Genomic DNA, 13,019 nt, shown 5'->3' on the forward strand with positions numbered 1-13,019 from the left:
AACGCCTCAAATTTCTATAACTAATAATTTTTTCGTTTATTGGTCGGCCTAAATGGAACAATAGAGAGGTGGCCGAGTGGTCGAAGGCGCACGCCTGGAAAGTGTGTATACACCAAAAGTGTATCGAGGGTTCGAATCCCTTCCTCTCTGCAAGGTATTTTAGTTTTTCAATTGTAAAATTTTTATATCTTTATATTATTAACTAACTAAATTTAAGTTTAAGTAAAATGAAAAAAATATCCTTTACTCTGGCTGCTGCCGGAATGTTTGTGATGGGAACTACAACTGCATCTGCAGCAATGTTGCAAGAAGAGGCTGAAGCCAGCAAAGGTTTCACCCAAGTATTGAAAGAGCAATTTATCCAAGGTGGACCTGCCTTTATGGGAATTGTATTGCTTTGTTTGATCTTGGGATTGGCTGTAGCCATCGAAAGAATTATTTATTTGAATTTGGCAACTACCAATTCTACCAAGTTGAAGCAACAAGTTGAGGACGCCTTGGCTTCTGGTGGTGTTGAAGCGGCCAAAGAAGTTTGTAGAAACACAAAAGGACCTGTTGCCTCTATCTACTACCAAGGTTTGGATAGGGTTGATGAAGGACTGGAGTCCGCCGAAAAAGCTGTTGTGGCCTACGGTGGTGTACAAATGGGTCAATTGGAGAAAAACGTTTCTTGGTTGTCATTGTTTATCGCCATTGCTCCCATGCTTGGGTTCATGGGTACGGTAATCGGTATGATCGCGGCCTTCCAGAAAATTGCAGCGGTAGGTAACTTGAGTGCTTCCTTGATTGCTGGTGATATTCAGGTGGCGTTGTTGACAACCGTATTCGGTTTGATCACAGCGATTATCCTTCAGATTTTCTACAACTATATTATTGCTAAAATCGATAGTATCGTAAACGATATGGAAGACAGCTCGATCGCTTTGATTGATATGTTGGCTGCCCACAAGAAATAATTACGAATTAAAAACTATCGAGAATCATGAATAAAATAGTAAAAATATTGCTCATCGTCATCGGATTGGTTGCGGCCGTGCTTTGGTTCTCTCTTCCGTCTGCCGATGATCCAAATGCGATTAGTAGTGGTGCCATGAACTTTATGTTCATTATTATGTACATCCTATTGGCCATTGCGGTAATAACCTCATTGGTGTTTGGATTGGCAAAATTGTTCACCACCAAGGGCAGTATCAAGAAAGCGCTTTTCGCCATAGGCGGATTGGCCATCATCGTGGCCATATCTTACGGGCTTTCATCTGATAATATGCCAGTAGTGGAAACAATGTCCGAAAGAGGCATTGAAACTACGGAATCTACTGTGAAAAACATTGGAATGGGATTGAACGTTTTCTTCATCCTTACTGCAATTGCGGTAATTCTAATGGTATTTCCAGGATTGAAAAGAATGTTTGTTAAGTAAAAAGTTGAATTATGCCTAGAAGAAAAGGAGCACCGGAAGTAAATGCCGGTTCCATGGCGGATATTGCATTCCTACTGCTTATCTTTTTCTTGGTGACCACCACCATAGAAACAGATGCAGGTCTGGACCGTATGTTGCCGCCATTCGAGCCGCCAAATGAAGAACCGCCTGTGATCAAGCAGAAGAACATTTTTACTGTTAACATCAATAGAAATGGTCAACTTTTGGTTGAGGAGAACTTGATGGATATAAAAGACTTAAGGGAAGCCGCCACCAAATTTTTGGAGAATGGCGCGGACGGAACTTGTGACTACTGTAAAGGTAGAAAAGACCCGGCCTCATCGGATAACCCTGCCAAAGCAATTATATCCTTAAAGAACGATAGGGAGACCAAATACAGTACCTACATCACCGTTCAAAACGAACTGGTGGGTGCGTACAACGATTTGCGTAACCGCGAAGCACAACGTTTATACGGCAAGAATTTTACAACAATGGAGGCAGATTACTTGAATCCAGAAACTCCTTCCAGCGTTAGAGATGACTTGAAAGACAAAGTGAAACGTATCCAGGATATGTTCCCACAAAAGCTTTCAGAGGCAGAAACCACAACCGATTAAAACTATTTAATATGGCCAAGTTTGCAAAAAAGAAGGAAGGAGATTTACCAGCGGTGTCAACAGCTTCGTTGCCAGATATCGTTTTCATGCTCTTGTTCTTCTTTATGACCGTAACCACAATGAAAGATAGTTCGTTAATGGTTGCCAATACCCTTCCCAATGCTTCTGAAATCAAGAAGTTGGAGAAGAAGGATCGCGTTATCTACATTTATGTAGGAACGCCTACCCAAGAATATCAAAAGGTTTTTGGTAGCGAACCAAAAATCCAATTGAATGATAAATTCGCCAATGTGGACGAAGTAGGTTCATTTATTTTGGCAGAACGTGCAAAAAAACCGCAAGAACTTCAAAATGTATTGACTACTGCTTTGAAAGTTGATAAGGAAGCCAATATGGGCCTTATCACCGATATTAAGCAAGAATTGAGAAAGGTTAATGCCCTTAAAGTGAATTATACCACTTACGAAGGCGACGCTTTTAACAATCTACAGTAGACAATAACTTAGATTTAGTGGGAAACGCTCCAAATTTTTAATTTGGGGCGTTTTTTGTTTTAAATTGACGCATGATTCATTCGTTTTACAAGTTTACCGTCATTTTGTTCTGCCTACTGAACTTCAATTTGGTCCTTGGGCAATCACTTTCGGATAGTGTTCAACCGGTAGATAACCGTTACCTCGAAGATCAATTTTACATTGGAGTAGGGTACAATGTGCTGTTAAATGGTCCCGGTGCAATCGACCAACGTAACCTTTCCTATAATCTTCAAGCTGGTTTTATAAAGGATATTCCACTGAACGAAAGAAGAAATTTTGGTGTGGGTATAGGATTGGGCTATGCCGTTAACTCCTATTATTCCAACATGGGCGCCAGCGAGGGAGTCAATGGTGTATCCTACGAGATTTTGGGTGATGCGGAATTTAATCGCAGTAAGTTCGAAACCCACGCGATCGAACTTCCTTTTGAAATCAGGTGGCGTACATCCACCGCACAGGAATACAAGTTTTGGAGGATCTATGCCGGTGCCAAATTGGGCTATGTCTTCTCGGGACGATCAAAATTGGTAATGGACGAGGGCAATGATTCTTTTTCCAACGATGATATAGATGCTTTCCAGTATGGACTTATGCTCAATTTTGGATACAATACATGGAACATTCATGCCTATTATGGTTTAAACCCGTTGCTGAAGAAAGGGGCTTCCCTCGAGGGTGAACCCATCGACTTAAAAGTGCTCCGGGTGGGGCTTACCTTTTATATTTTATAGCCAGTATTTTAGAATGATCAGTTGGGAGCAACATCCCAAGATAAAACCAATGAGCAATTCATTTTTTGTATGGGCCTTTAGGTACAGGCGTGAAGTTGCCACCAATCCGGTAAACAAGGTGAACAAACTAATGGCTATGGTAATGTTGATCTCAAAATGAATGCTCAAAGCTACCATAAAGGTCAGGATGCTTCCCATGCCCAAAAGGTGCATACTGGTCTTAAACTTAAAGAAAAGCAAAATGATCGTTGCGCAGGTGGCCGTCAACAGCCCGGTAAAATAATAAAAGAGCTCGTGTACGTAGTTATTGGGTATCACCTTGTACAGTATCATCAAAAAAATGATACAGCTGATATAGAGCGGATATTTGCGTTCTTGAACGGTGGGCAAAAAAATGGAATTGATGACCCCAAGGTTTTTTAAGATCAGAAAAAAGATGATGGGAATAATCACAGTCAATATAAAAATGGGGAGTATATTTCCGCTTTGGGTTTCCAGCGTGCTGTACGGGGCCACCATAAAGTATACCAGAGTACCTCCAATCGGTATGAACAACGGGTGGAATATGTAGGAGATAATGTTGTATACGTGGCGCATCAAATTTCTTTTCGTAGCCTTGCCACTGGAATATCCAGCTGTTCCCGGTACTTTGCCACGGTTCTTCGGGCTATGGGATACCCTTTTTCCTTTAGGATTTTTGCCAATTTAGCATCGGTAAGGGGCTTTTTTTTCTCCTCATCACGGATAACGGTCTCCAAAATCTTTTTAATCTCCCTTGTGGATACATCCTCACCTTGTTCGTTCTTCATGGCTTCCGAAAAGAAATCCTTTATCAGTTTGGTACCATAAGGGGTGTCCACATATTTGCTGTTCGCCACCCTTGACACGGTGGAAACGTCCATATCTATTTTATCGGCGATATCCTTTAGGATCATGGGGCGCAACTTGCGCTCGTCCCCGGTCATAAAGTATTCCTTTTGATATTCCATGATGGTGCTCATGGTAATGAACAGGGTCTGTTGGCGTTGTCTGATGGCATCTATGAACCATTTGGCGGCATCCAATTTCTGTTTGATGAACATCACCGTGTCCTTCTGTGATTTGGATTTTTCCTTGGCATTTTTATAGCCCTCCAACATGTTGCTGTACTCTTTGGATACATGAAGTTCTGGAGCGTTTCTTCCGTTAAGGGTAAGCTCCAGTTCACCATCCACGATCTTAATGGAAAAGTCGGGCACGATATGTTCTATCATCCGTGTGTTTCCGGAATATGAGCCTCCGGGTTTCGGATTCAATTTCTCTATCTCCGATATGGCGTTTTTGAGCTCTTCTTCTGATACATGATGTTTTTGGATGAGTTTGGAATAGTGCTTTTTGGTAAAATGCTCAAACGATCGCTCCAAAATGTTTATGGCCAGCTCAACTGATGGTTTTTGCTCCTTGCGCTTCAATTGTATGATCAAACACTCGTCCAACGAACGGGCTGCCACTCCTGGAGGATCTAGGTCCTGTACAATCTTTAAAACATGCTTTATCTTATCTTCCTCGGCATAAATGTTCTGGGTAAAGGCAAGATCGTCCATAATGTCCGCGAGCGGCCGTCGTATATAGCCACTTTCATCCACACTGCCCACCAAAAACTCGGCGATGGCCCATTCCTCATCATCCAAGTAAACCGTATTGAGCTGATTGAGCAAATATTGCGTAAAGGAGGTGCCTGCAGCATAGGGCACCCTTTTGTCCTCGTCATCTGCGCTGTAATTGTTGGCCTGGGTCCGGTAATCGGGTATTTCATCATCACTCAGGTAATCGTCAATATTGATTTCCTCCGTGTCGATGCTTTCGTTGTCGTCCGATTCATCGTATGTATCCTCGTACATGTCATCCAGAGCGTCATTTTCCTCTTTTCCGCTCTCCAATGCTGGATTTTCTTCCAGCTCTTGCTTCAGTCTTTGTTCAAAGGCCTGAGTTGGCAATTGAATAAGTTTCATGAGCTGAATCTGCTGTGGAGACAGTTTTTGGGAAAGCTTAAACTGTAGATGTTGTTTCAGCATACGGATTGATGATTTACAATCTTACCTTCTTTAAAATAATAAATTCAAATTAAAACTCGGCATTCTGCGGTGTTCTAGGGTAGGGGATTACGTCCCTAATGTTGCCCATGCCCGTAGCAAATTGAACCATGCGCTCAAATCCCAGTCCAAATCCACTGTGCACGGCGGTACCGAACTTCCTAAGGTCAAGATACCACCAAAGTTCTTTGGCGTCAATGTCCAATTCCTTTATTTTTTGTTCCAATACCTCCAAGCGTTCTTCCCTTTGCGATCCACCAACAATCTCGCCAATGCCCGGGAAAAGTACATCCATGGCACGTACGGTCTTGCCGTCCTCGTTCAATCGCATGTAAAATGCTTTGATGTTGGCTGGGTAATCAAATAGGATCACAGGGCACTTGAAGTGCTTTTCCACCAAAAAGCGTTCGTGCTCACTTTGCAGGTCCGCGCCCCATTCTTCAATCGGGAATTGGAATTTTTTCTTTTTGTTGGGCTTGCTGTTCTTAAGAATGTCAATGGCCTCGGTATAGGATACCCTTTTGAAGTTGTTCTCTACTACGAACTTCAATTTTTCTATCAATGCCATTTCGGAGCGTTCGTTCTGAGGCTTGCCCTTTTCTTCGTCCAAAAGGCGTTTTTCCAAGAATTCAAGATCATCTTGGCAATGGTCCAGCACATATTGAATAATGTATTTTATGAAGTCCTCGGCTAAGTCCATGTTCATGTCCAGATCATAGAAGGCCATCTCGGGCTCTATCATCCAAAATTCTGCCAAGTGACGCGATGTGTTGGAGTTCTCTGCCCTAAAGGTGGGTCCAAAAGTATATACTTTGCCCAAGCCCATGGCATAGGTCTCTGCTTCCAATTGCCCGGATACGGTAAGGTTGGTCTCCTTGCCAAAAAAATCCTCGGAGTAATCTACCTCACCGGCATCGTCCACAGGTGGATTTTTGTCATCCAGAGTGGTGACGCGGAACATTTCACCGGCACCTTCTGCATCCGAACCTGTAATAATAGGGGCGTGCATGTAATAAAATCCGTTCTGCTGAAAATAGCTGTGCACGGCAAACGAAAGTACCGACCTTACCCGCATTACGGCGGAGAAGGTATTGGTCCTTACCCTAAGGTGCGCCTTCTCCCTTAAAAATTCCAACGAGTGCTTTTTGGGCTGGATGGGATAGGTTTCCGGGTCGGCCGTTCCGTGCACAAATATATCCGTGGCCTGAATTTCCACACTTTGTCCACGACCTTGGCTTTCTTCCAACGTCCCTGTGATTTTTAGGGCGGCCCCGGTCGAAATCTTCTTGAGCAATGCCTCGTCCAAATTTTCAAAATCTACGACGCACTGAATATTATGTATGGTAGAACCATCGTTCAGGGCAATAAATCGGTTACTTCTAAAGGTTTTTACCCATCCATTTACTTCAACGGAATCTCCTACGGGTTGCTTTGCCAGCAATTCTTTTATGGAATAAGACATCATTCTAAAACTATCGTGATTTAGTTGGTAAAGATAGGTTTTTGATAAAAAATGATGGCAATGGATTGGCCTAATTTATGCGGGTGGCAAGCACTATTTGTCCTTGATGTTGTCCTCGTCCTGGGGTAAAATGTCTATTTGAGGTTTTTTGAGCACTTGTTTGTTGGCAATGCTGCGTTCCAGGGACAATAGCAACGAGGGTAACAAAATCAAATTGGATAGCATGGCGAACAACAAAGTTGCCGAAACCAGTCCTCCCAAGGCCTTGGTGCCACCAAAACTGGAGATTATGAATACCGAAAATCCAAAGAACAACACAATGGAGGTGTAGAACATGCTTACCCCTGTCTCGCGCAAGGCGGCATACACGGATTTTTTGATATGCCAACGGTGCGCTGTGAGCTCCTGCCGATATTTGGCCAAAAAGTGGATGGTGTCGTCTACCGAAATACCAAAGGCAATACTGAACACCAAGATGGTCGATGGCTTTATGGGCACTCCCAAATAACCCATGAGGCCGGCTGTTATCACCAGCGGCAATAAGTTGGGCACCAAGGATATGATGACCATTCTAAAGGACCGGAACAGGTAGGCCATGAAAAGCGAAATCAGGCCGATGGCCAAAGCTAGTGACAGTAAGAGGTTTTTTACCAAATATTTTGTGCCTTTTAGGAACAATAGTGCCTTTCCTGTCATAAACACATCGTACCGCTCTGTTGGGAACTCTTTTGTGATGGCCTCTTGAACATCTTTTTCTATCTCTTCCATGCGGTCGATTTTTACATCGCGCATGTAGGTGGTCAAACGGGCCGTTTGTCCTGTGCTGTCCACAAAAGTTTGCAAGAGGTCGGCACCACCGGTAGATGATTTTTGAACCGCGCTCATAATGAAGGTGTTCTCTTGACTGGTGGGCAGTTGATAGTATTTTGGGATGCCGTTGTAATAGGCTTGTTTGGAGTATTTTACGAGGTCAACAATAGAAATCGGCCTTGATAGTTCCGGGATTTCATCAATAACTGCTCCCAAGCGGTCCATGCGCTTCAAGGTCGCCGGTTTCACAACCCCGTTTTTTCGTTTGGTGTCCACCACAATTTCCATGGGCATGATACCATCGAACTCTGCTTCAAAAAATTGGATGTCCTTGTAAAAGTGACTGTTCTTGGGCAAATCCTCAATCCGGCTACCGGTTATGCGCATCTGGTAAATCCCTATGATGCTCAAAACCAGTACGGCCACGGTGGTGATGTAAACGGCAATCCTATGGTTTCTTACGATGTTCTCCATCCAGTTTACAAAGAAATCCATCCACTTTTTGTTCAAGTGTTTGAGATGCTTCGTTTTGGGAAGCGGCATAAAGCTGTAAATGATAGGGATGATCAACAAAGAAAGTATAAATATGCCGATTATGTTGATCGATGCAACGATGCCAAATTCCTTGAGCAGATCACTATCCAAAATAATGAAGGTAGCAAAACCCGAGGCGGTGGTAATGTTCGTCATCAATGTGGCATTGCCAATCTTGGAAATCACCCGCTGAAGGGACAGTGCTTGATTGCCATGCTTTTTGACTTCTTGCTGATATTTGTTGATCAGGAAAATACAGTTCGGGATACCGATTACAATAATCAAGGGCGGAATCAGTGCGGTAAGGATGGTTATCTCGTATTTTAGAAGTCCGAGTATTCCAAAGGCCCACATAACCCCGATGATGACCACGCACATGGAGATAAAGGTGGCCCTGAAGCTCCTGAAGAAAAAGAAAAATATAATCGATGTGACCAAGAGGGCGCCTACGATAAACAGTCCTATCTCATCAACAATGGATTTGGTGTTCCAAGTACGGATGTAGGGCATGCCTGAAATCCGGACATCCATTTGGGTCTCTTGTTCAAAGTCTTCAACGAGTTCGGCAAGGTCGTTCAAAATGAACTCGTTTCTTACCGCGGTGTTCATAATGTCCTTGTCCAGATAAACTACCGTCTGTATGGTTCCACTTTCTGGATTGTATACCAAATTATTGTAAAACGGAAGTTCTTTGAACAGGTGGTTGGTAAGGGAATCGATTTCCTGCTTTGTTTTGGGAGCCCTAGCTATCAAAGGCTCCATGGAAAAAGTCTGGGTCTCGTTGTCCTTAATGAGCTCTTTTAAATTTTCAAGCGAAACCACATAATCAACCTCTGGGAAGGCATCGAGCTGTTTGCTCAATGTGTTCCAACGGTTGAAGTTTTTTGGTGTGAACAGGGTGGAATCCCTTATGGCAAGGACAATGGCATTGCCCTCCTCCCCAAATATTTTGGTGAATGCATTGTATTGAATACTGGCCGGATGGTCATCTGGCAGAATATTGGCCTCGGTGTTGGAAAATTGCATGTTTTTCCATTGCATGGCCAAAAAAACGGTTATGCCTATTACCGCCAAAAGAATCAAAATTCTATTGCGGAGGATAATTCTTGCGACCTTGGGCCAAAATCCTTTAGTGAGCTTTGCTACCATTTGGGTTTTGTTGGCCGCAAAGGTAGAAAATGATATGTTGTGTTCCTAGGAAAGTAGCTGGTCAAAATCCAAGTTTTACACCTTCATTATCTCTGCTTCCTTGGCAGTAAGGATAGCATCGACTTTGTCGCTATATTTATTGGTAAGCTCTTGGACATCAACCTCGGCGTTGCTCAAAAGGTCTTCGGAAATATCCAATGCCTTGAGCTCTTTGTTCGCCTCTTGTCTAGCGCTTCGTATACTTACCTTGGCATCTTCGGCTTCACCTTTTGCTTGCTTTGCCAATTGGATTCTTCGCTCTTCGGTAAGGGGGGGGACGTTTATGATGACCATTTCCCCATTGTTCATGGGGTTAAAGCCTAAATTGGCGTTCATGATGGCAGTTTCAATATCGCCCAAAAGGCTTTTTTCCCAAGGCTGAACGGATAGCGTTCGCGCATCTGGAGTGTTGATGTTGGATACTTGGGAAAGCGGTGTCTGCGAACCGTAGTAGTCCACCATTACCGTAGAAAGCATCATGGGGCTTGCTTTACCGGCCCTTATTTTGGTCAATGCCTTTTGCAAGTGCTCAATACTTGCGTCCATGCTTTCTTTTGTGCTATCAAGAATAAATTTTACTTCTTCGTCCATAACTTTCAAATTTATAAAATTGAAACCAAAGTATGTGCCAACTTATACGTTGACCACTGTTCCTATATTTTCTCCGGATACTATTTTCATTAAGTTGCCACGTGTGTTCATATCGAACACTACAATGGGCAGCTCATTTTCTTGGCTTAAGGTAAATGCCGTCGTATCCATAACCTTAAGTCCCTTGGAAAGTACCTCGTTAAAGGAAATGGAGTCGAATTTGGTGGCGTTTTTATCTTTTTCGGGGTCGGAGGTGTAAATACCGTCCACACGGGTTCCCTTAAGGATTACATCGGCTTTGATCTCGATGGCTCTTAAAACAGCGGCCGAATCCGTAGTGAAGTATGGGTTTCCTGTTCCACCGCCAAAAATAACCACTCTACCTTTTTCCAAATGGCGGATTGCCCTTCTTCTGATAAACGGCTCGGCAACCTCATTGATTTTTATGGCGGATTGCAATCTGGTCTGGACTCCTTTAAGCTCCAATGCACTTTGAAGTGCAAGACCGTTGATCACCGTTGCCAGCATGCCCATGTGGTCTCCTTGAACGCGGTCCATCCCTTGACTTGCCCCGGCCAGACCTCTAAAAATATTTCCTCCGCCAATTACTATGGCGACCTCAACGCCCTTTTCGATTACACCTTGTATTTCTTCGGCATATTCATCCAATCGCTTGGCGTCGATGCCATATTGTTGTTCGCCCATGAGGGCTTCCCCACTTAATTTTAATAAAATTCTTTTGTAATGCATTGAGAGTTTCTTGAAGTCCGGACAAAAATAATCAAAAATATTTACGGCAAATGAAGAATTGCAGGTTAGATATGCGCATAAAAAAACCGCTTCGTTGGAGAAGCGGTTTGTTAAGTATATTTTGGCGATAAATTAGCCTAGGGCAACTCTTGTGAAACCTGTAACCTCCAAGCTGGAATCCACAGATTTAACGTACTCAGCTACACTCTGCTTGCTGTCTTTAATGAAAGCTTGGTTCACCAAAGTGTTGTCTTTAAAGAAACGGTTCAATTTACCTTTTGCGATGTTGTCCAACATGGCTTCAGGCTTTCCTTCTTGACGCAATTGATCTTTGGCGATCTCGATTTCCTTGTCGATGATGGATTGATCAACACCTTCTTCGTTCAAGGCAACAGGGTTCATTGCGGCAGCTTGCATAGCCACATCTTTTGCAGCTTCGGCAGCACCGTCAACATTGGCGGACAAACCTACCAATGTGGCAATTTTGTTACCTGCGTGAATGTAGGAACCTACAAATGGGGCGCTCAATTTGTCAAAGCTTCCGATTTCTATTTTCTCACCGATTACACCAGTTTGCTCCGTCAATTTTTCGGCAACGGTCATTCCATTGAAGGAAGCGGCAAGGAAGTCATCTTTGCTGTCGAAACCAAGGGCCAAATCGGCCAAATCGTTTGCAAGTTTTACAAAGCTATCGTTCTTGGCGACGAAATCGGTCTCACAGTTCAAAGAAATAACAACTCCTTGTGTGCTTTCATCGTTCACTTTTGCGATGGCCGCACCTTCGGAAGATTCTCTGTCAGCTCTTTTGGCCGCAACTTTTTGACCTTTCTTTCTTAGGATTTCAATAGCTTGGTCAAAATCACCATCTGCTTCGACCAAAGCTTTTTTACAATCCATCATTCCAGCTCCAGTAGCCTTTCTTAATTTATTTACCTCTGCGGCAGTAATCTTTGCCATTTTTCTTTTCTTTTAAAATTTTATGTAAAGTAAAACACTAAAAAAGTGTTTTTGTTTAGGACAATGTTAAATCAGCAGGTTTATTCAACGCCACCTTTTACGCTGTCTTGCCATTCTTTAAGTTCGTCCCATTCGCCATCGGCGGCCATTTTAGCTTGTTTTGGCCAAGATGTTGGGTCCAAGTGGGCCAAAGTTGAACTGGCTTCTGTCAAAGTTTCCTTGATGTCGTCAGCGTCAGCTTTTGCCAACTCGGCATAGGTGGTGATTCCGTTCTCCACCAAAGCCTCGGCAGCTTTAGGGCCTATACCTTCAATTTTGGTAAGGTCGTCTGCCTTTGCTGCTTTTTTTGCAGGCTTTTCATCTTCAGTTTTTTCTTCTTTTTTAGGAGCGGCTTCAGCTTTTTTGGCCGGTTTTTCTTCAGTTGATTTCTTCTCCTTTTTTGGAGCGTCCTCTTCTTTGTCCTTGCCACTTCCTTTTTCGCTCTTGCGCTCTTCCAAACCTTCGGCTACTGCACTGGTCACGGATTCCAAGATAGCTTCGATGGATTTACCGGCATCGTCGTTTGATGGGATGGCGTAATCAACATCGCGAGGGTCGGAGTTGGTATCCACCATTGCAAAAATCGGGATGTTCAATTTTTGGGCTTCTTTTACCGCGATGTGCTCACGCATGGTGTCCACGATAAAAAGTGCACCTGGCAAACGGGTCATGTCCGCGATGGAGCCCAAGTTTTTGTCCAACTTGGCACGAAGACGGTCCACTTGCAACCTTTCCTTTTTGGAAAGCGTGTTGAAGGTGCCATCTTTCTTCATGCGGTCGATGGAAGCCATTTTTTTAACGGCTTTACGAATGGTTACAAAGTTGGTCAACATACCACCGGGCCATCTTTCTGTGATGTACGGCATGTTTACTTTGGATACTTTGTCCGCAACAATGTCCTTTGCTTGTTTTTTTGTGGCTACAAAAAGGATTTTTCTTCCTGAAGCTGCAATCTTTTTAAGGGCCTCGTTGGCTTCCTCAAGTTTTGCAACCGTTTTGTAGAGGTTGATTACGTGAATCCCGTTACGCTCCATGTAGATGTAGGGCGCCATGTTCGGGTTCCACTTTCTAGTTAGGTGCCCAAAATGCACACCTGCTTCCAGTAAGTCTTTTACTTCAATTTTACTTGCCATTTTTTGTACTTAGTTTACGTTCCGTTGTAAGTAGCAATGTACAGGTGGTCACAAATTTTGTTCGCCCTGTCCATTTAGATGCTAAACTAGTTTCCAAAAAGCCGATTATTTTATCCCTTTTGGAACAACGACAACTTTGGTTAAAAATTTAACCCTGAAATATTTGCACTTTCAGG

13 protein-coding genes and 1 tRNA gene are annotated in these 13,019 nt (G+C 43.3%); 6 read left to right on the forward strand and 8 right to left on the reverse strand.

All coding sequences use genetic code 11. The features are described 5' to 3' along the window. The first annotated feature begins 62 nt into the window (after nucleotides 1–62). The 6 genes from GVT53_RS20450 to GVT53_RS20475 all read left to right on the forward strand — a co-directional run bounded on the left by GVT53_RS20450 (nucleotide 63) and on the right by GVT53_RS20475 (nucleotide 3,307). Nucleotides 63–150, forward strand: a tRNA-Ser gene (locus tag GVT53_RS20450). A 77-nt stretch (nucleotides 151–227) separates the two neighbouring features. After that, complete coding sequence (locus GVT53_RS20455) at nucleotides 228–956, forward strand: MotA/TolQ/ExbB proton channel family protein (protein ID WP_166250290.1); 729 nt, start codon at nucleotides 228–230, stop codon at nucleotides 954–956. Nucleotides 957–982: 26 nt separating this feature from the next. Next, on the forward strand, nucleotides 983–1,420 hold the full coding sequence (locus GVT53_RS20460; protein ID WP_166250291.1) for a DUF3810 domain-containing protein: 438 nt from the start codon (nucleotides 983–985) through the stop codon (nucleotides 1,418–1,420). Between the two features lie 11 nt (nucleotides 1,421–1,431). Then, nucleotides 1,432–2,040 (forward strand): ExbD/TolR family protein, encoded by a 609-nt coding sequence (locus GVT53_RS20465; RefSeq protein ID WP_166250292.1) that lies wholly within the window; start codon nucleotides 1,432–1,434, stop codon nucleotides 2,038–2,040. 11 nt (nucleotides 2,041–2,051) lie between these two features. After that, nucleotides 2,052–2,534: an ExbD/TolR family protein gene (locus GVT53_RS20470; protein ID WP_166250293.1), complete on the forward strand. Its 483-nt coding sequence runs from the start codon at nucleotides 2,052–2,054 to the stop codon at nucleotides 2,532–2,534. Nucleotides 2,535–2,605: 71 nt separating this feature from the next. Beyond that, nucleotides 2,606–3,307: a porin family protein gene (locus tag GVT53_RS20475; RefSeq protein WP_166250294.1), complete on the forward strand. Its 702-nt coding sequence runs from the start codon at nucleotides 2,606–2,608 to the stop codon at nucleotides 3,305–3,307. Here the strand turns inward: GVT53_RS20475 and GVT53_RS20480 are convergent. The 8 genes from GVT53_RS20480 to rpsB form a co-directional block, all read right to left on the reverse strand. Continuing rightward, nucleotides 3,302–3,904, reverse strand: coding sequence for a hypothetical protein (locus tag GVT53_RS20480; RefSeq protein ID WP_166250295.1), 603 nt, complete (start codon nucleotides 3,902–3,904; stop codon nucleotides 3,302–3,304). The two genes, GVT53_RS20475 and GVT53_RS20480, sit on opposite strands and share 6 nt — an antisense overlap. Next, nucleotides 3,904–5,361: an RNA polymerase factor sigma-54 gene (gene rpoN, locus GVT53_RS20485; protein ID WP_166250296.1), complete on the reverse strand. Its 1,458-nt coding sequence runs from the start codon at nucleotides 5,359–5,361 to the stop codon at nucleotides 3,904–3,906. The genes GVT53_RS20480 and rpoN overlap by 1 nt, the downstream gene beginning before the upstream one ends. Nucleotides 5,362–5,410: 49 nt before the next feature. Then, the gene (asnS, locus tag GVT53_RS20490; RefSeq protein ID WP_166250297.1) at nucleotides 5,411–6,844 is read right to left on the reverse strand and encodes an asparagine--tRNA ligase; all 1,434 of its coding nucleotides are present in this window, start codon (nucleotides 6,842–6,844) and stop codon (nucleotides 5,411–5,413) included. Between the two features lie 90 nt (nucleotides 6,845–6,934). Then, on the reverse strand, nucleotides 6,935–9,334 hold the full coding sequence (locus GVT53_RS20495; protein WP_166250298.1) for an efflux RND transporter permease subunit: 2,400 nt from the start codon (nucleotides 9,332–9,334) through the stop codon (nucleotides 6,935–6,937). 75 nt (nucleotides 9,335–9,409) lie between these two features. Then, nucleotides 9,410–9,964, reverse strand: coding sequence for a ribosome recycling factor (gene frr, locus GVT53_RS20500; RefSeq protein WP_166250299.1), 555 nt, complete (start codon nucleotides 9,962–9,964; stop codon nucleotides 9,410–9,412). Nucleotides 9,965–10,006: 42 nt separating this feature from the next. Next, on the reverse strand, nucleotides 10,007–10,714 hold the full coding sequence (gene pyrH, locus GVT53_RS20505; RefSeq protein ID WP_166250300.1) for a UMP kinase: 708 nt from the start codon (nucleotides 10,712–10,714) through the stop codon (nucleotides 10,007–10,009). Nucleotides 10,715–10,846: 132 nt separating this feature from the next. Beyond that, nucleotides 10,847–11,671, reverse strand: coding sequence for a translation elongation factor Ts (gene tsf / locus GVT53_RS20510; protein WP_166250301.1), 825 nt, complete (start codon nucleotides 11,669–11,671; stop codon nucleotides 10,847–10,849). Nucleotides 11,672–11,751: 80 nt separating this feature from the next. Then, on the reverse strand, nucleotides 11,752–12,843 hold the full coding sequence (rpsB, locus tag GVT53_RS20515; RefSeq protein ID WP_166250302.1) for a 30S ribosomal protein S2: 1,092 nt from the start codon (nucleotides 12,841–12,843) through the stop codon (nucleotides 11,752–11,754). Nucleotides 12,844–13,019: the final 176 nt, after the last annotated feature.

Source organism: Flagellimonas oceani (assembly GCF_011068285.1).
GTDB classification, from domain to species: Bacteria; Bacteroidota; Bacteroidia; order Flavobacteriales; family Flavobacteriaceae; genus Flagellimonas; species Flagellimonas oceani.

Excerpts from the sequence above, each read along its gene's own strand:
- GVT53_RS20465 (WP_166250292.1), top strand. The coding sequence starts at position 1,432 with ATGCCTAGAAGAAAAGGAGCACCGGAAGTAAATGCCGGTTCCATGGCG.
- pyrH (WP_166250300.1), bottom strand. The coding sequence starts at position 10,714 with ATGCATTACAAAAGAATTTTATTAAAATTAAGTGGGGAAGCCCTCATG.
- frr (WP_166250299.1), bottom strand. The coding sequence starts at position 9,964 with ATGGACGAAGAAGTAAAATTTATTCTTGATAGCACAAAAGAAAGCATG.
- rpoN (WP_166250296.1), bottom strand. The coding sequence starts at position 5,361 with ATGCTGAAACAACATCTACAGTTTAAGCTTTCCCAAAAACTGTCTCCA.
- GVT53_RS20455 (WP_166250290.1), top strand. The coding sequence starts at position 228 with ATGAAAAAAATATCCTTTACTCTGGCTGCTGCCGGAATGTTTGTGATG.
- asnS (WP_166250297.1), bottom strand. The coding sequence starts at position 6,844 with ATGATGTCTTATTCCATAAAAGAATTGCTGGCAAAGCAACCCGTAGGA.
- GVT53_RS20470 (WP_166250293.1), top strand. The coding sequence starts at position 2,052 with ATGGCCAAGTTTGCAAAAAAGAAGGAAGGAGATTTACCAGCGGTGTCA.
- GVT53_RS20495 (WP_166250298.1), bottom strand. The coding sequence starts at position 9,334 with ATGGTAGCAAAGCTCACTAAAGGATTTTGGCCCAAGGTCGCAAGAATT.
- tsf (WP_166250301.1), bottom strand. The coding sequence starts at position 11,671 with ATGGCAAAGATTACTGCCGCAGAGGTAAATAAATTAAGAAAGGCTACT.
- GVT53_RS20460 (WP_166250291.1), top strand. The coding sequence starts at position 983 with ATGAATAAAATAGTAAAAATATTGCTCATCGTCATCGGATTGGTTGCG.
- rpsB (WP_166250302.1), bottom strand. The coding sequence starts at position 12,843 with ATGGCAAGTAAAATTGAAGTAAAAGACTTACTGGAAGCAGGTGTGCAT.
- GVT53_RS20480 (WP_166250295.1), bottom strand. The coding sequence starts at position 3,904 with ATGCGCCACGTATACAACATTATCTCCTACATATTCCACCCGTTGTTC.
- GVT53_RS20475 (WP_166250294.1), top strand. The coding sequence starts at position 2,606 with ATGATTCATTCGTTTTACAAGTTTACCGTCATTTTGTTCTGCCTACTG.